Consider the following 15,700-nt stretch of genomic DNA (forward strand, 5'->3'; position numbering starts at 1 on the left):
AGATATCCACTATACAAATAACGGGAAGCTATGTGTATGACTTTCAGTCTGCGCTTCCCGCAGGAAACGCGCGTCAGAACCGGCGTATGTTCGCCAGCGATTGCGAAAATCTGTCGGCATTCTGGAAACCGACAACGCGACCGCCCGGAATCTCATGGCCGCTCTTGTCAAAGAAGATGATGCCAGGCGGGCCGAACAGTTGAAAACGCTTCAACATCTCCTTGTCATCGGCATCGTTTTTCGTGACGTCCGCCTGCAGCAGCACCATATCCGCCAACTGTGCGCGCACGCGCGAATCGGGGAAAGTCAGTTTTTCCATCTCGATGCACGAGACACACCAGTCCGCATAAAAATCCAGCATGACATATTTGCCGGCAGACTGCGTTAGCACCCTGTCCAGTTCAGTCACGGTCTTCACGCGAACGAAGCTGACCCGAGCTTCCGGTGTCGATTGCAGATGCGACAGTGGCGCCAGCGGATCGTGCCCGCCGGCGGTTACGCCGACCAGTTGTACGGCACCCAGCACGGCGAAAGCCAATCCTAGCGCACGCAACGCCCAGCCCTTGCCCACGCCCCACAACAGGTAGGCACCGTAACCGAGACCGATTGCCGCCCATCCCAGCATCTGAACCACTGCTGGAATGACAGGCGACACCATCCACCAAGCCACCGCCAGCATCAGTACCCCGAAGAAATGCTTGACGTCGCTCATCCACATGCCGGCACGCGGCAACAGGCTGCCTGCCGACAGGCCAACCACCAGCAACGGCACACTCATCCCTATTGCCATCGCAAACAGTGCGCTACCGCCGATGACAACATCACGCGTCTGGCTGATGTAAACCAATGCACCGGCCAGCGGCGCCGCGACGCAGGGCCCCACGATCAGCGCGGAAATCGCCCCCATCACAAACACGCCCAGCATCTTGCCGCCGGCAAACCGGCCGGACGTCTGCGTCAAACGTGTCTGCAATGCTGCCGGTACCTGTAATTGATATACATCGAACATCGACAAGGCCAGTACGGCCATCAGGATCGCGAAAGCGCCGAGAACCCAAGGATTCTGCAGTGCGGCCGCCAGCCCTTCGCCGATCAGGCCGGCTGCGATGCCGAGGGCGGTATAGACTATCGCCATCCCCAATGAATAAACCAGTGCCAGGATGAAACCGCGCGTACGGCCGACGCGTGCGCCCTCGCCAACAATGATGCCCGACAGAATTGGAATCATCGGCAACACGCATGGCGTGAAGGCAAGGCCGAGGCCGAGCAGGAAAAACAGCGGCAGTATGGTTGGCAGGCTACCGCTCTGCAATGCACGCTCGATTCGGCCGGTTTCGGAGTCGTGCATTGCTCCAGCCGCCGCTCCGCTTGCGGCATTGCCGACAACTCCACCTGCGGTCAGGACCGTAGGATCCAATTTGACATGCGTTTCCATCGGCGGATAGCACAACCCTTTATCCGCACATCCCTGGCTGGTCACCGATAACACGAAGGGGGCGCTTGCCTCGACCGGAATGCGGATCGTCACTTCCCTGTGATAGGTTTCGACGTTCTTTTGAAAAGTCTCGTCGAACTTGATGACGCCAGCGGGAATATTCGCCGCTCCCAGCACTGCATCGGATGCCTTGAAGGCAAAGCGCTCGCGATACAGGTAATAGCCGTCCGCGATCTTGAAATGGACGACGACGGTTCCGGCATCAGCCATTCCCGCCGACAGCTGGAACGCAACGTCCGGGGCCAGATAATCCTCGTCGGCCTGCGCAGGCAGCACCATCATCGCGCACATCACCGCGATCAGCATTTGCAGCATTGCCGCCATGCTGCGCACATGCGCAAACAACGAATATTGTTTCTCTTTACCCACTCTATCCACCTGTTACTCCTGGATGTCTGTACCGCCAGCGACCTGCTTTTTCAACCATTCAAGATAATCCCGCGAACCGGCTACAATCGGCACCGCCACGATTTCCGGCACGTCATACGGATGCAATTCGCGTATCGCAATCTCCAGCTCTGCATAACGCGCCTGCACGGATTTGATATGAACCGCCACTTCGGTGGCTTCCTCGATCGCATCCTGCCATCGATAGACAGCCCGAATCGACGGCAACAGATGGACACAGGCAGCCAAGCGTCGTTCGACGAGGGCATGTGCAAGTTTCTGTGCGCTTGCCTCGTCGGGAACCGTCGTCATGACCAGCAGCGCGCAGAATCCATCCTTGTCGTTCATGTTCTGTAGTACGTCAGCTTGTTCGATCCGGTTACAGTAAACGAATATGCCGAAAAAACAAAAGCCAGGCACAAGCCTGGCTTTTTTATCGATTGCCGCGCCATCAATGACGGCGTCAAGCGATCGTTATTCCGCGCTGTTGTCTTCGACAGCTTCGGTGTTTTCCGGACGGTCGACCAGTTCGACAAACGCCATCGGAGCGTTGTCGCCGACACGGAAACCCATTTTCAGGATACGCAGATAGCCGCCGTTGCGGTTTGCGTAGCGTGGGCCGAGTTCGGAGAACAGCTTGCCGACGATTTCACGATCGCGCAGGCGGTTGAAGGCCAAGCGCTTGTTCGCCAGCGTATCGGTCTTGCCCAGGGTCAGGATCGGTTCGACGACGCGACGCAGTTCCTTGGCTTTCGGCAGCGTGGTTTTGATCGCTTCGTGACGCAACAGCGAAACAGTCATGTTACGGAGCATCGCGAGGCGGTGCGAGGAAGTACGGTTCAGCTTACGGAGGCCGTGACGGTGACGCATGGTGATTCCTTTCAGGTTTCGAGTTTAAATCCAGTTCTTCTATCGTCGCTTGCCAGCGACGCGGACCGGTAGTTCAATCAATAACAAACAAAGCGAGGCGAAGTATACCCCGCCTCGCAGCAAATTACTTCTCCAGACCGGCAGGCGGCCAGTTTTCCAGCTTCATGCCCAGCGTCAAACCGCGGGATGCCAGCACTTCCTTGATTTCATTCAGGGACTTGCGGCCGAGGTTCGGCGTCTTCAGCAGTTCATTCTCGCTACGCTGGATCAGATCGCCAATGTAGTAGATGTTTTCTGCTTTCAGGCAGTTTGCGGAACGGACCGTCAGTTCCAGATCGTCGACCGGACGCAGCAGGATAGGATCGACAGCCGGTGCACGCGAAGGAGCATCTGCCGGCACTTCTGTGCCTTCCAGTGCTGCGAACACATTCAACTGATCGACCAGCACACGGGCCGATTGGCGGATCGCTTCTTCCGGCGTGATCACACCATTGGTTTCGATGTTGATGACCAGACGATCCAGATCGGTACGTTGCTCGACGCGAGCGGATTCCACTGCGTACGACACGCGGCGAACCGGCGAGAACGATGCGTCCAGAATGATACGGCCGATCGTCTTGTTGGTATCTTCCGACAGGCGACGCACGTTGCCCGGCACATAGCCGCGGCCTTTTTCAACCTTGATCTGCATATCCAGCTTGCCACCGGCGGTCAGATGCGCGATCACGTGGTCTGGATTAATCAGTTCGACATCGTGCGGCAGTTCGATATCCGAAGCCAGCACGGCGCCTTCGCCTTCCTTCTTCAGGATCAGCGTGACATCATCGCGGTTGTGCAGTTTGAAGACCACACCTTTCAGGTTCAACAGCAGATCGACGACGTCTTCCTGCACGCCGTCCAGCGACGAGTATTCGTGCACGACGCCCGCGATCGTCACCTCGGTCGGCGCATAGCCGATCATCGATGACAGCAGCACGCGGCGCAACGCATTACCCAGCGTATGACCGTAGCCGCGCTCGAATGGCTCCATCACGACTTTCGCGTGACCGGCACCCAGCACTTCGACTTCAATGATACGAGGCTTCAACAAACTGTTTTGCATGTAATGTCCTTTTCAATACCCTCGGCTCGTTACACCGATAAGGCTGATGGAGTGATAACGACTGCTGCTGGAAGAACCGGAGAAAACAGCGCCGCCGCGCGCTTGTAATCCGGCTCTTGAATGCGATACAGCGGCGGCAAATACTACGATTAACGCGAATACAGTTCGACGATCAGCGATTCGTTGACGTCGTTGGCAATTTCGCTGCGGTCCGGAACCGATTTGAAGGTGCCTTCCATCTTCTTGGAATCAACCGACACCCACGACGGCATGCCGACTTGTTCAGCCAGCGACAGCGCTTCGACGATACGCGCCTGCTTCTTGGCCTTTTCGCGCACGGCGATGACATCGCCCGGCTTGACCTGATACGACGCGATGTTCACGACGATACCGTTGACGGTGAAGGCTTTATGCGAAACCAGCTGACGGCTTTCCGCGCGGGTCGAGCCGAAGCCCATGCGATAGATGACGTTGTCCAGACGGCCTTCCAGCAGCTTCAGCAGCGTTTCACCGGTGTTGCCTTTGCGGCGATCCGCTTCGGCAAAATAGCGGCGGAACTGGCGCTCCAGCACGCCGTACATGCGCTTGACCTTCTGCTTTTCACGCAGCTGGTTGCCGTAATCCGACGTACGTGCGCCGGAGGTGCGGCCATGCTGACCCGGCTTGGAGTCGAGCTTGCACTTGGAATCGAGCGAACGACGTGCGCTCTTCAGAAACAGGTCGGTACCCTCGCGACGCGAGAGTTTTGCTTTTGGTCCGATATAACGTGCCACGGTGTTTTCCTTTTATCAAATGACGCCCCAAATTCATCGGGCGCTAGTCTGATCTGCCTGCAATCAGACGGTGGGCTTAAGAACAAAACCCGCCAAGGGCATTGGCGGGCATTTACTGCAATTCAGACGGTCGAAACGACCGCCCGGATTTTAGATACGACGACGTTTCGGCGGGCGGCAGCCGTTGTGCGGAACCGGCGTCACATCCTGGATCTGGGTGATCTTGATACCCAGGTTGTTCAGCGCGCGAACCGACGATTCACGGCCAGGACCCGGGCCCTTGATACGCACTTCCAGGTTCTTGATACCGCATTCGATCGCGACCTTGCCTGCAGCTTCTGCAGCAACCTGCGCAGCAAACGGGGTCGATTTACGCGACCCCTTAAAGCCTGCGCCGCCGGACGTTGCCCAAGACAGGGCATTGCCTTGACGGTCGGTGATCGTGATGATCGTGTTGTTGAAAGACGCGTGAATGTGCGCGATGCCTTCAGCAACGTTCTTCTTAACTTTCTTACGCACACGTGCTGCGGCGTTATTCGGTGCTTTTGCCATTATAAGTTTCCTTGAATCCGACTAGCGTTTGCCTGGATTATTTCTTCAGCGACTGCGCTGCCTTGCGCGGGCCCTTACGGGTACGAGCATTGGTACGCGTACGCTGACCGCGAAGAGGCAGACCACGGCGATGACGCAGGCCGCGGTAGCAACCCAGATCCATCAAACGCTTGATGTTCATCGACAGTTCACGGCGCAGATCGCCTTCGACGATGAACTTGGCGATTTCATCGCGCAGCTTTTCCAGCTCGTTATCGTCGAGGTCCTTGACCTTCTTCGTGGTCGGCACACCCGTCGCTTCGCAAATTTGTTGCGAACGAGGACGACCGATACCATAAATTGCGGTCAGGCCGATTACGGTATGTTGATGGTTGGGGATATTCACCCCTGCGATACGTGCCATTCGTTATTCCTCAATCGATAACGTTAAATTAACCTTGGCGCTGCTTGTGGCGTGGTTCGGTGCAGATGACACGAATAACGCCTTTGCGCTTGATGATCTTGCAGTTGCGGCAGATCCGCTTGACTGATGCGAGCACTTTCATTTTTTGCCCTCTTTCCTACAGTTCTGATTCGTTCTAAAAGTTACTTCGTGCGGAACACAATCCGCGCCCTGCTCAAATCGTAAGGTGTCAGCTCAACCGTCACCTTGTCGCCTGGAAGGATGCGAATGTAGTTCATCCGCATCTTTCCCGAAATATGCCCGAGCACAATATGCCCGTTTTCCAGCTTGACCCTAAACGTTGCATTCGGCAGATTCTCGAGAATCTCGCCCTGCATTTGAATTACGTCGTCTTTTGCCATTCGTTCTCGCCTGTGTCCCCGTACTTATCGCGACGGAATACCACCCTTGAAATTCGCCTTGCGTAGCAACGATTCATATTGCTGCGACATCACGTAATTCTGTACTTGCGCCATGAAATCCATCGTAACGACAACGATAATCAACAGCGAGGTACCACCGAAATAGAACGGCACTTTCCAGCGCGCAATCAGGAACTCCGGCAACAGGCAAACCAGCGTGATGTACACAGCACCGGCCAGCGTCAGTCTCGTCAGAATCTTGTCGATGTAACGCGCCGTCTGATCGCCTGGACGAATACCAGGAACAAACGCACCACTTTTCTTCAGGTTATCCGCCGTTTCCTTGCTGTTAAATACCAGTGCGGTATAAAAGAAGCAGAAGAAAACGATGGCAATCGCATACAGCAGCGCATGGATCGGTTCGCCTGGCGCCATCGATGCCGCCAAATCCTTCAGGAAGCGAATGAAAGCACTTGTCGTCTCACCTGACGTAAACCAACTGGTGATCGTCGCCGGGAACAGGATGATCGACGATGCAAAGATCGGCGGAATCACGCCCGCCATGTTCAGCTTCAGCGGCAGATGACTGCTCTGTCCACCATAGATCTTGTTACCGACCTGACGCTTCGCATAATTCACCAGAATCTTGCGCTGACCGCGTTCGATGAACACGACCAGATACGTCACCACAGCCACCACTGCACAAATCAGGATTGCCGACAACGTACTCATCGAACCGGTACGCACCAGCTCGAACAATCCACCGATCGCATTCGGCAAGCCTGCAGCGATACCGGCAAAGATGATGATCGAGATACCGTTGCCCAGACCACGCTCGGTGATCTGCTCACCCAGCCACATCAGGAACATCGTACCGGTCACCAACGTGATAACCGTCGTCAGGCGAAAAGCCAAGCCCGGGTCAATCACCAGTCCGACCTGCGATTCCAGTGCAATCGCGATACCCAAGCCCTGGAACGTCGCCAGCAACAAGGTGCCGTAACGCGTGTACTGGGTAATCTTGCGACGACCTGATTCGCCTTCCTTCTTCAGCGCCTCCAATTGTGGCGACACGACCGTCATCAGCTGCATGATGATCGATGCAGAAATGTACGGCATGATGCCCAACGCGAACACCGTGAAGCGCGACAGTGCGCCACCGGAGAACATGTTGAACATACCCAGGATGCCGCCCTGGTTTTGCTTGAACAACTGCGCCAGCTGATCCGGATCAATGCCCGGAACAGGAATGTGCGCACCGATACGGAACACGATCAGCGCACCAAGCAGGAACCAGAGACGACCCCACGGAAATCCGCTGGCCGAACCTTTGGCAAGCTGAGGAGCAGTAGCCAATGTTTACCCCGTTATCAGACTGCTTTACGCAACCGAACCGCCGGCTGCTTCGATCGCTGCTTTCGCGCCTTTAGTCGCGATCAAGCCCTTGAGCGTCACTTTCTTGCTGATTTCACCCGACAGAATGACGCGCACAACGCGAGCCAGTTCGCCGACGATGCCAGCTTGCTTCAGCGCCAGAATATCGACTTCCTCGACAGGCAAAGCCTGCAGATCGGACAGACGAACTTCCGCCTTGTACGGCGTCGCCAGCGATTTGAAACCGCGCTTAGGCAGACGACGTTGCAGCGGCATCTGACCGCCTTCGAAACCAACCTTGTGGAAACCGCCCGAACGCGATTTCTGACCTTTGTGACCGCGACCGGCTGTCTTGCCCAGGCCGGAGCCGATACCGCGACCGACGCGACGCTTGGCGTGCTTGGCGCCGTCTGCAGGTTGAATGGTGTTCAATTCCATGATTTTCTCCGTACGTAAGCCAGGCTTACGACACCACTTTCACGAGATACGCTACTTTGTTGATCATGCCGCGCACTGCCGGCGTGTCCTGCAATTCGGAAACCGAATTGACGCGACGCAGGCCCAGGCCACGAACCGTCGCACGATGCGACTCACGCGTGCCGATCAGACCCTTGACCAGTTTGACTTTGATCGTATTTGCCATTGCGTTCACCTTAGCCCAGGATTTCTTCAACGGACTTGCCACGCTTCGCGGCAACTTCCGAAGGAGTGCTCATCTTGGACAGACCGTCCAGTGTTGCACGCACCATGTTGTACGGATTGGTCGAACCGGTCGACTTGGCAACCACGTTCGTCACGCCCATCACTTCGAAGATCGCGCGCATCGGGCCGCCGGCGATAACACCAGTACCGTCCTTGGCCGGCAGCATCAACACCGACGATGCGCCGTGCTTGCCGTTCACCGTGTGTTGCAGCGTACCGTTCTTCAAGGTGACCTTGATCATCTTCCGACGTGCTTCTTCCATTGCCTTCTGCACGGCCACCGGGACTTCCTTCGACTTGCCCTTGCCCATGCCGATGCGGCCGTCGCCGTCGCCAACCACTGCCAGTGCGGCAAAGCCCATGATGCGACCACCCTTGACCACTTTGGTCACACGGTTAACCGCGATCATTTTTTCGCGCATGCCATCATCCGGCTTTTCGCTTTGCATTTTCGATTGCATTTTTGCCATGACGATTCTTCCTTAGAACTTCAGACCGGCTTCGCGCGCAGCTTCAGCAACTGCCTTGATACGGCCGTGATAACGGAAACCGGAGCGATCGAACGCAACTTCGGAGATTCCTGCTTTCAATGCTTTCTCTGCAACACGCTTGCCGATCAGTGCGGCGGCAGCAGCGTTGCCACCTTTGCCGGACTGGCCTGCCAGCTGCTGGCGAACCTCTGCTTCCAGCGTGGAAGCCGAAGCCAGCACCTTTGCATCCGGGCTGATGATCGTGGCATAGATGTGCAGGTTGGTACGATGCACAGCCAGGCGATTGACCTTCAGCTCGGCAATCTTGGCGCGGGTTTGGCGGCCGCGGCGCAGACGGGATTGTTTCTTGTCCATCATCAACCCTTACTTCTTCTTGGTTTCTTTGAGCACAACCACTTCATCCGCATAGCGAACGCCCTTGCCCTTGTAAGGCTCCGGAGCGCGGTAAGCGCGGACTTCAGCAGCCACCTGGCCAACACGCTGGCGATCGATACCTTTGATCAGGATCTCGGTCTGCGACGGCGTTTCCACTTTGATACCTTGCGGCATCTGATGAACAACCGGGTGCGAGAAGCCCAGCGACAGGTTCAGCTTGTCGCCTTGCGCCGCAGCACGGAAGCCCACACCAACCAGCGTCAGCTTCTTCTCGAAGCCCTTGGTGACGCCATTGACCATGTTGTTGACCAGCGCACGAATCGTGCCGGACATCGCATTGGCTTCGCGGCTGTCATCTGCCGGCGCCACATTCAGCGTGCCATTGTTGTTTTCGATTTGCACCAGACCATTCAGCGCCTGGCTCAGGGAGCCCAGCGGGCCCTTGACCGTAATCTGCGTTGCAGAGATGGACGCTTCCGCGCCACTCGGCAGTGCAATCGGCATTTTACCTACACGAGACATCTTGCACTCCTTAAGCGACGTAGCAAATGACTTCGCCACCGACACCGGTTGCGCGCGCCTTGCGATCGGTCATGACGCCTTTCGGGGTCGACACGATGGCCACACCCAAACCGTTCATGACGCTCGGAATCTCATCCTTGCCTTTGTAGATGCGCAGACCCGGACGGGACACGCGCTCCAGGCGCTCGATGACTGGACGACCGGCATAGTATTTCAGGCCGATTTTCAACTCAGCCTTGCCGCCAGCTTCCGTCACTGCATAATCTTCAATGTAGCCTTCGTCGCGCAGCACATTGGCAATGGCAATCTTGACTTTCGACGACGGCATCGCCACCGAAGTTTTTTGCACGCCTTGCGCATTGCGGATACGGGTCAGCATATCGGCGATAGGATCGCTCATACTCATTGCTTATTCTCCTATTACCAGCTTGCTTTAGTCATACCCGGAATCTCACCACGCATGGCGATTTCACGGAGCTTGATACGGCCCAAACCGAACTTGCGGAAAGTGCCACGAGGACGACCAGTCAAATTGCAGCGATTACGTTGACGTGTCGGATTGGCATTACGCGGCAGAGCCTGCAATTTCAGGCGCGCTTCGTAACGCTCTTCTTCCGATTTCGATTGGTCATCGATGATTGCCTTCAACTCGGCGCGCTTGCCGGCATATTTCTTTACCAGTGCTGCACGCTTTTGTTCACGGTTAATCAGTGCCAGTTTTGCCATGGCGACCTCAGTTTCTGAACGGGAATTTAAATGCGGCGAGAAGCGCTTTCGCTTCGTCGTCGGTCTTCGCAGTCGTCGTGATGCTGATGTTCATACCACGCAACGCGTCAATCTTGTCGTACTCGATCTCGGGGAAAATGATCTGCTCTTTCACACCGATGTTGTAGTTGCCACGACCGTCGAATGCACGACCGGACACACCACGGAAGTCACGAACGCGCGGCAGCGCAACCGTGATCAGGCGATCCAAGAATTCGTACATCTGAGCGCCGCGCAGCGTGACCATGCAACCGATCGGATAACCTTCGCGAATCTTGAAACCCGCGATAGCCTTACGCGCCTTGGTCACGACCGGCTTCTGACCAGCAATCTTGGTCAGATCACCGACAGCATGCTCAATCACTTTCTTGTCCGCAACGGCTTCCGACAGACCCATGTTCAGGGTGACCTTCAGGATGCGCGGCACTTCCATCACCGATTTATAGGCGAATTTGGAAGTCAAGTCGGCAACGACTTTTTCTTTATAGAATTGTTGGAGACGGGCCATGATCTATCAAACCTTCACAACTTCGCCGTTCGACTTGTAGACGCGGATTTTCTTGCCATCCACATCCTTGAAGCCAGCACGATCTGCCTTGCCGGTTGCCGCGTTGAACAACGCAACATTCGACACATGAATTGGCATCAACTTATCGACGATGCCACCGGTTGCACCCGTCATCGGGTTCGGCTTGGTCGCTTTCTTGGCGACATTAACGCCTTCAACGACCACGTACTCGGCGTCCACGCGACGTTGCACAACGCCACGCTTACCCTTGTCCTTACCGGTCAAAACGATGACTTCGTCGTTTTTACGAATCTTATCCATCACGACTCCTTACAGCACTTCAGGCGCCAACGACACGATCTTCATGAAGCGCTCGGTGCGCAGCTCACGAGTGACCGGGCCAAAAATACGCGTGCCAATCGGCTCCAGTTTTGCATTCAGCAGAACTGCCGCATTGCCGTCGAACTTAACCAGGGAACCGTCCTGGCGACGCACGCCCTTGGCCGTACGCACAACAACCGCGTTGTAAATTTCGCCCTTTTTCACGCGACCACGCGGCGCAGCGACCTTGACCGTGACCTTGATCACATCACCGATGCTTGCATAGCGACGCTTGGAGCCGCCCAGCACCTTGATGCACAGGACTTCACGAGCGCCCGTGTTGTCGGCTACTTCGAGCCGGCTTTCAGTTTGAATCATAGTGTTTTCTTTCCCAACTTAATCCGTCAGCACACAACGCGCTTGCGGTCAGTCTTGGTCCCGGCAGTTCACCAGGAGCGAACTGATGGGGTGGACGATTGCTAATAACTTCGACTTACTACTACTGCTTGGCACTATCTACTGCCGTTCCCGCAATTCCAGGAACGAAGCCCGCCATTATCACACCGAAATGGCGGGCCTGCAACAACTAATTAGACAATCTGTGCCGTTTGCACGACACGGGTCACGCTCCAGGCCTTGGTCTTCGAAATCGGACGACCTTCCTGGATTTCCACGGTGTCACCAGCCTTGGCTTGATTACCTTCGTTATGCGCATGGTATTTCTTCGAGCGCATGATGATCTTGCCGTACAGCGGATGCTTGACACGGTGCTCAATCAGCACGGTCACGGTCTTGTCCATCTTGTCCGATACAACCTTGCCAACCAGCGTGCGGCGGAGCGCTTGCTTTACCTGATCGTTCATTATTTAGCGTCCTTCTGGTTCATGACCGTTTTGACACGAGCGATGTCGCGACGCACTTTTTTCAGTTGCGACGTGTTGCTCAACTGCTGCGTAGCCAACTGCATACGCAAGCCGAATTGTGCCTTCAACAGATCATTCAGTTCTTTGGTCAAGGCTGCTTGGTCCTTGCCCTGGAGTTCAGATGCTTTCATGGTCACTCCCGATTATTGGCCGACTTGACGGACAACGAAGGTCGTCGCCAGCGGCAGCTTGGCAGCAGCCAGGCGGAATGCCTCGCGTGCCAGCGCCTCGTCGACACCGTCCATCTCGTACAACATTTTGCCCGGCTGGATTTCAGCCACGTAGTATTCCGGATTACCCTTACCGTTACCCATACGGACTTCGGCCGGCTTGTTCGAAATCGGCTTGTCCGGGAAGATACGGATCCAGATACGGCCGCCACGTTTGATGTGACGAGTCATCGCACGACGCGCCGCTTCGATCTGGCGAGCGGTGATACGACCACGGCCGACTGCCTTCAGACCGAATTCGCCGAACGACACAGCCGTGCCGCGCGAGTGCGAAATACCGGTATTACGGCCTTTTTGCTCTTTACGATATTTTCTGCGTGCTGGTTGCAGCATGATTATTCTCCTGCTTTCTCGGCCGGGGCATCTTCAGACTTCTTAGCGCGCACGCGCTTAGCTGCCGGACGGCTGCCTGGTTTTCCATCGTCACGGCGTGGCGCACGACGCTTCTTGTCGTCGTCAGCCGGCGTATCGATAACCGGTGCTTCGCCACTTGCGAGGCGATCGCCCTTGTAAACCCAGACCTTGATGCCGATGATGCCGTAGGTCGTTTCTGCTTCACCAAAACCGTAGTCGATATCAGCGCGCAGCGTGTGCAGAGGCACACGGCCTTCGCGATACCATTCGGTACGTGCAATCTCGATGCCGTTCAGACGACCGGACGACATGATCTTGATGCCTTGCGCGCCCAGACGCATGGCGTTCTGCATCGCACGCTTCATCGCACGGCGGAACATGATGCGCTTTTCGAGCTGTTGAGCGATCGAATCGGCGATCAGTTGTGCATCGACTTCCGGCTTGCGGATTTCTTCGATGTTGACGTGCACAGGCACGCCCATCATCTTGGTCAACGCCGACTTCAGCACTTCGATGTCTTCGCCCTTCTTGCCGATAACGACGCCAGGACGCGAACTGAAAATTGTGATGCGCGCATTCTTGGCCGGACGCTCGATGACGACGCGACCAACCGAAGCGTTCTTCAGTTTCTTTTTCAGATAGGCACGAACCTGCAGATCTTCGTTGAGCATCGAAGCGAAGTTGCCATTACCGGCATACCAGCGCGACGCCCAGTTACGCGAAACCGCGAGGCGGAAACCGGTTGGATGTATCTTCTGTCCCATCGCGACTCCTTAATTACCGACAGTCACGTAGATGTGACAGGATTGTTTCGAGATACGATCACCGCGGCCTTTTGCACGAGCAGTAAAGCGCTTCAGGATCGGGCCCTTTTCGACGTAGATCGTTTTCACGAACAGTTCGTCGATATCAGCACCATCGTTGTGCTCGGCATTCGCAATAGCGGATTCCAGCACCTTCTTGATGATCGCAGCACCTTTTTTCGGGCTGAACTGCAGGATGTTCAGTGCAGCATCAACTTTCTTGCCACGGATCTGGTCAGCAACCAGGCGACCTTTCTGATCCGACAGGCGTACGCCTTTGAGGATAGCTTTGGTTTCCATTATTTCTTCGCCTTCTTGTCAGCAGCGTGGCCCTTGAAGGTACGGGTCAGCGCGAATTCGCCGAGCTTGTGACCAACCATGTTCTCGGAGACATACACCGGCACGTGCTGCTTGCCGTTGTGCACCGCGATCGTCAGGCCGATGAAATCCGGCATGATCGTCGAACGACGGGACCAGGTCTTGATCGGCTTCTTGTCTTTGTTCGCTTGCGCGGTTTCGACTTTTTTCACCAGGTGGGCGTCGCAGAACGGCCCTTTTTTCAATGAACGTGTCATGACTTATCCTTATTTCTTGCCGCGGCGCGAGACGATCATGGAAGTCGTGCGCTTGTTGCTGCGCGTCTTCTTGCCCTTGGTCTGCTGGCCCCATGGCGACACCGGATGGCGGCCTGCGGCGGTCTTGCCCTCACCACCACCGTGCGGGTGGTCGATCGGGTTCATGACAACACCACGAACGGTCGGGCGGATACCGCGCCAACGCATTGCACCAGCCTTACCGATCTTGCGCAGGCTGTGTTCGGCATTGCCAACTTCACCGATGGTTGCACGGCATTCGACGTGAATGCGGCGAACTTCACCGGAACGCAGGCGAACCTGCGCGTACGTACCTTCACGCGCCATCAGCACAACACCGGCACCAGCCGTACGGGCGATTTGCGCACCCTTGCCAGGCAGCATTTCGATGCAGTGAATCGTGGTACCGACCGGAATATTACGGATCGGCAGGCAGTTACCAGCCTTGATCGGCGCTTCCGAACCGCTCATCAACTGATCGCCAGCAGCAACACCCTTCGGCGCGATGATGTAGCGACGCTCGCCGTCTGCATACAGGATCAGCGCGATGTTGGCCGTACGGTTCGGATCGTATTCGATACGCTCCACTTTCGCCGGGATACCATCTTTGTTGCGCTTGAAATCGATGACACGATAGTGCTGACGATGACCACCACCGATGTGACGCGTGGTGATGTGACCGTTGTTGTTACGGCCAGCGGATTTCGATTGCGCCTCCACCAGACCGGCAAACGGACGGCCTTTATACAGGTCGCTGTTGACGACCTTGACCATGCCGCGACGGCCAGGCGAGGTCGGCTTGACTTTAACGAGTGCCATTATTTAGCCTCCTCGGTGAAGTTGATTTCCTGACCAGGCTGCAAGGACACGAACGCGCGCTTGGTATGGTTACGACGACCAGTGAAACGGCCCGAACGCTTTTGCTTACCGATGCGGTTGGCGACCTGAACCGATTCCACCTGGACCTTGAACAGCATTTCAACCGCTGCCTTGATTTCAGGCTTGGTTGCGTCCGGAGCGACCAGGAAAACAACTTGTTCGTTTTTCTCGGCAACAAAAGTTGCCTTCTCGGAAATGACCGGCGCGAGCAGCACCTTCATCAGGCGCTCATCGCTGAATTTCTGTACGGCGCTCATGCCAGCATCTCCTCAATCTTGGCCAGAGCCGGCTTCGTGATCAGCACTTTCTTGTAGAACACGAGCGAAACCGGATCGGCGTGGCGCGGCTCGCAAACCAGCACGTTCGGCAGGTTGCGGGCGGCCAACAACAGGTTTTCATCGAGGTTGTCGGTAATGACCAGAACCGAATCCAGACCCATGCCTTTCAGCTTCTGGGCCAGCAATTTAGTTTTCGGCGCATCGACAGACAGACTCTCGATCACGGACAGACGACCTTCGCGAGCCAGCTGAGACAGAATCGAGCAGACACCTGCGCGATACATCTTCTTGTTGACTTTGTGCGAGAAGTTTTCATCTGGCGAATTCGGGAAGATGCGACCGCCGCCACGCCACAGAGGCGAGGACGACATACCGGCACGAGCACGGCCCGTACCTTTTTGACGCCAAGGCTTCTTGGTCGTGTGCGCGACTTCTTCACGATCCTTCTGCTTGCGATTGCCGCTACGCGCATTCGCCTGGTAAGCGACGACGATCTGGTGGATCAGCGCTTCGTTGTAGTCGCGACCGAAAATCGTATCCGGCGCAGCAACGTTCGATGCAGCTTGACCTTGATCATTCAGGAGCTTGAGTTCCATGGA

At 56.1% G+C, this 15,700-nt stretch carries 29 protein-coding genes; all 29 read right to left on the bottom strand.

Annotated elements, in window-relative coordinates; translation table 11 throughout:
* Positions 1-73: 73 nt before the first annotated feature.
* Positions 74-1,819 carry a protein-disulfide reductase DsbD gene (dsbD, locus tag IEV40_RS10185; protein ID WP_188422346.1) on the bottom strand — a complete coding sequence of 582 codons (1,746 nt, stop codon included), beginning with the start codon at positions 1,817-1,819 and terminating at the stop codon, positions 74-76.
* 57 nt (positions 1,820-1,876) lie between these two features.
* A complete protein-coding gene (gene cutA / locus IEV40_RS10190) occupies positions 1,877-2,230 on the bottom strand; it encodes a divalent-cation tolerance protein CutA (RefSeq protein WP_188421327.1) in 354 nt (117 codons plus the stop codon).
* A 126-nt stretch (positions 2,231-2,356) separates the two neighbouring features.
* Positions 2,357-2,752 carry a 50S ribosomal protein L17 gene (rplQ, locus tag IEV40_RS10195; RefSeq protein ID WP_188421329.1) on the bottom strand — a complete coding sequence of 132 codons (396 nt, stop codon included), beginning with the start codon at positions 2,750-2,752 and terminating at the stop codon, positions 2,357-2,359.
* A 124-nt stretch (positions 2,753-2,876) separates the two neighbouring features.
* On the bottom strand, positions 2,877-3,854 hold the full coding sequence (locus IEV40_RS10200) for a DNA-directed RNA polymerase subunit alpha (RefSeq protein ID WP_188421331.1): 978 nt from the start codon (positions 3,852-3,854) through the stop codon (positions 2,877-2,879).
* A 149-nt stretch (positions 3,855-4,003) separates the two neighbouring features.
* Positions 4,004-4,627: a 30S ribosomal protein S4 gene (gene rpsD, locus IEV40_RS10205; protein ID WP_188421333.1), complete on the bottom strand. Its 624-nt coding sequence runs from the start codon at positions 4,625-4,627 to the stop codon at positions 4,004-4,006.
* Positions 4,628-4,777: 150 nt separating this feature from the next.
* On the bottom strand, positions 4,778-5,179 hold the full coding sequence (rpsK, locus tag IEV40_RS10210; RefSeq protein WP_188421336.1) for a 30S ribosomal protein S11: 402 nt from the start codon (positions 5,177-5,179) through the stop codon (positions 4,778-4,780).
* A 37-nt stretch (positions 5,180-5,216) separates the two neighbouring features.
* Positions 5,217-5,582 (bottom strand): 30S ribosomal protein S13, encoded by a 366-nt coding sequence (rpsM, locus tag IEV40_RS10215; RefSeq protein WP_188421338.1) that lies wholly within the window; start codon positions 5,580-5,582, stop codon positions 5,217-5,219.
* A gap of 28 nt (positions 5,583-5,610) precedes the next feature.
* A complete protein-coding gene (rpmJ, locus tag IEV40_RS10220; RefSeq protein WP_151449224.1) occupies positions 5,611-5,724 on the bottom strand; it encodes a 50S ribosomal protein L36 in 114 nt (37 codons plus the stop codon).
* A gap of 40 nt (positions 5,725-5,764) precedes the next feature.
* The gene (gene infA / locus IEV40_RS10225) at positions 5,765-5,983 is read right to left on the bottom strand and encodes a translation initiation factor IF-1 (protein WP_014004414.1); all 219 of its coding nucleotides are present in this window, start codon (positions 5,981-5,983) and stop codon (positions 5,765-5,767) included.
* A gap of 24 nt (positions 5,984-6,007) precedes the next feature.
* Positions 6,008-7,339, bottom strand: a complete 1,332-nt coding sequence (gene secY / locus IEV40_RS10230) for a preprotein translocase subunit SecY (protein WP_188421340.1) — start codon at positions 7,337-7,339, stop codon at positions 6,008-6,010.
* Between the two features lie 24 nt (positions 7,340-7,363).
* The gene (gene rplO, locus IEV40_RS10235) at positions 7,364-7,795 is read right to left on the bottom strand and encodes a 50S ribosomal protein L15 (RefSeq protein WP_188421342.1); all 432 of its coding nucleotides are present in this window, start codon (positions 7,793-7,795) and stop codon (positions 7,364-7,366) included.
* Between the two features lie 25 nt (positions 7,796-7,820).
* On the bottom strand, positions 7,821-8,000 hold the full coding sequence (rpmD, locus tag IEV40_RS10240; protein ID WP_229724068.1) for a 50S ribosomal protein L30: 180 nt from the start codon (positions 7,998-8,000) through the stop codon (positions 7,821-7,823).
* Positions 8,001-8,010: 10 nt separating this feature from the next.
* Entirely contained in the window at positions 8,011-8,529 is a 519-nt protein-coding gene (gene rpsE, locus IEV40_RS10245) for a 30S ribosomal protein S5 (RefSeq protein WP_188421347.1), read from the bottom strand.
* A gap of 12 nt (positions 8,530-8,541) precedes the next feature.
* Complete coding sequence (gene rplR / locus IEV40_RS10250; RefSeq protein ID WP_188422348.1) at positions 8,542-8,904, bottom strand: 50S ribosomal protein L18; 363 nt, start codon at positions 8,902-8,904, stop codon at positions 8,542-8,544.
* A gap of 9 nt (positions 8,905-8,913) precedes the next feature.
* Complete coding sequence (rplF, locus tag IEV40_RS10255) at positions 8,914-9,447, bottom strand: 50S ribosomal protein L6 (RefSeq protein WP_188421349.1); 534 nt, start codon at positions 9,445-9,447, stop codon at positions 8,914-8,916.
* A gap of 10 nt (positions 9,448-9,457) precedes the next feature.
* The gene (rpsH, locus tag IEV40_RS10260) at positions 9,458-9,853 is read right to left on the bottom strand and encodes a 30S ribosomal protein S8 (RefSeq protein ID WP_188421351.1); all 396 of its coding nucleotides are present in this window, start codon (positions 9,851-9,853) and stop codon (positions 9,458-9,460) included.
* 14 nt (positions 9,854-9,867) lie between these two features.
* Complete coding sequence (gene rpsN / locus IEV40_RS10265; protein WP_188421353.1) at positions 9,868-10,173, bottom strand: 30S ribosomal protein S14; 306 nt, start codon at positions 10,171-10,173, stop codon at positions 9,868-9,870.
* A gap of 7 nt (positions 10,174-10,180) precedes the next feature.
* Entirely contained in the window at positions 10,181-10,720 is a 540-nt protein-coding gene (rplE, locus tag IEV40_RS10270; protein WP_188421355.1) for a 50S ribosomal protein L5, read from the bottom strand.
* A 6-nt stretch (positions 10,721-10,726) separates the two neighbouring features.
* Positions 10,727-11,041, bottom strand: a complete 315-nt coding sequence (gene rplX, locus IEV40_RS10275; protein ID WP_188422350.1) for a 50S ribosomal protein L24 — start codon at positions 11,039-11,041, stop codon at positions 10,727-10,729.
* A 9-nt stretch (positions 11,042-11,050) separates the two neighbouring features.
* Positions 11,051-11,419 (bottom strand): 50S ribosomal protein L14, encoded by a 369-nt coding sequence (gene rplN, locus IEV40_RS10280; RefSeq protein ID WP_188381164.1) that lies wholly within the window; start codon positions 11,417-11,419, stop codon positions 11,051-11,053.
* A gap of 212 nt (positions 11,420-11,631) precedes the next feature.
* Positions 11,632-11,904: a 30S ribosomal protein S17 gene (gene rpsQ / locus IEV40_RS10285; protein WP_188421357.1), complete on the bottom strand. Its 273-nt coding sequence runs from the start codon at positions 11,902-11,904 to the stop codon at positions 11,632-11,634.
* Complete coding sequence (gene rpmC, locus IEV40_RS10290; protein ID WP_188421359.1) at positions 11,904-12,095, bottom strand: 50S ribosomal protein L29; 192 nt, start codon at positions 12,093-12,095, stop codon at positions 11,904-11,906. Before rpmC ends, rpsQ begins: the two co-directional genes overlap by 1 nt.
* Before the next feature lie 12 nt (positions 12,096-12,107).
* A complete protein-coding gene (gene rplP, locus IEV40_RS10295; protein WP_175624651.1) occupies positions 12,108-12,527 on the bottom strand; it encodes a 50S ribosomal protein L16 in 420 nt (139 codons plus the stop codon).
* A 2-nt stretch (positions 12,528-12,529) separates the two neighbouring features.
* Positions 12,530-13,312, bottom strand: a complete 783-nt coding sequence (gene rpsC / locus IEV40_RS10300; RefSeq protein ID WP_188421361.1) for a 30S ribosomal protein S3 — start codon at positions 13,310-13,312, stop codon at positions 12,530-12,532.
* Positions 13,313-13,321: 9 nt separating this feature from the next.
* Positions 13,322-13,654, bottom strand: coding sequence for a 50S ribosomal protein L22 (gene rplV / locus IEV40_RS10305; RefSeq protein ID WP_188422352.1), 333 nt, complete (start codon positions 13,652-13,654; stop codon positions 13,322-13,324).
* The gene (rpsS, locus tag IEV40_RS10310) at positions 13,651-13,926 is read right to left on the bottom strand and encodes a 30S ribosomal protein S19 (protein WP_186911225.1); all 276 of its coding nucleotides are present in this window, start codon (positions 13,924-13,926) and stop codon (positions 13,651-13,653) included. Before rpsS ends, rplV begins: the two co-directional genes overlap by 4 nt.
* A 9-nt stretch (positions 13,927-13,935) precedes the next feature.
* A complete protein-coding gene (gene rplB, locus IEV40_RS10315; RefSeq protein WP_188421363.1) occupies positions 13,936-14,763 on the bottom strand; it encodes a 50S ribosomal protein L2 in 828 nt (275 codons plus the stop codon).
* The gene (rplW, locus tag IEV40_RS10320; protein WP_188421365.1) at positions 14,763-15,080 is read right to left on the bottom strand and encodes a 50S ribosomal protein L23; all 318 of its coding nucleotides are present in this window, start codon (positions 15,078-15,080) and stop codon (positions 14,763-14,765) included. The genes rplB and rplW overlap by 1 nt, the downstream gene beginning before the upstream one ends.
* Positions 15,077-15,697: a 50S ribosomal protein L4 gene (rplD, locus tag IEV40_RS10325; protein WP_188421367.1), complete on the bottom strand. Its 621-nt coding sequence runs from the start codon at positions 15,695-15,697 to the stop codon at positions 15,077-15,079. The genes rplW and rplD overlap by 4 nt, the downstream gene beginning before the upstream one ends.
* Between the last annotated feature and the right edge of the window lie 3 nt (positions 15,698-15,700).

The sequence above is a fragment of the Oxalicibacterium solurbis genome, assembly GCF_014635845.1.
GTDB lineage: Bacteria > Pseudomonadota > Gammaproteobacteria > Burkholderiales > Burkholderiaceae_D > Oxalicibacterium > Oxalicibacterium solurbis.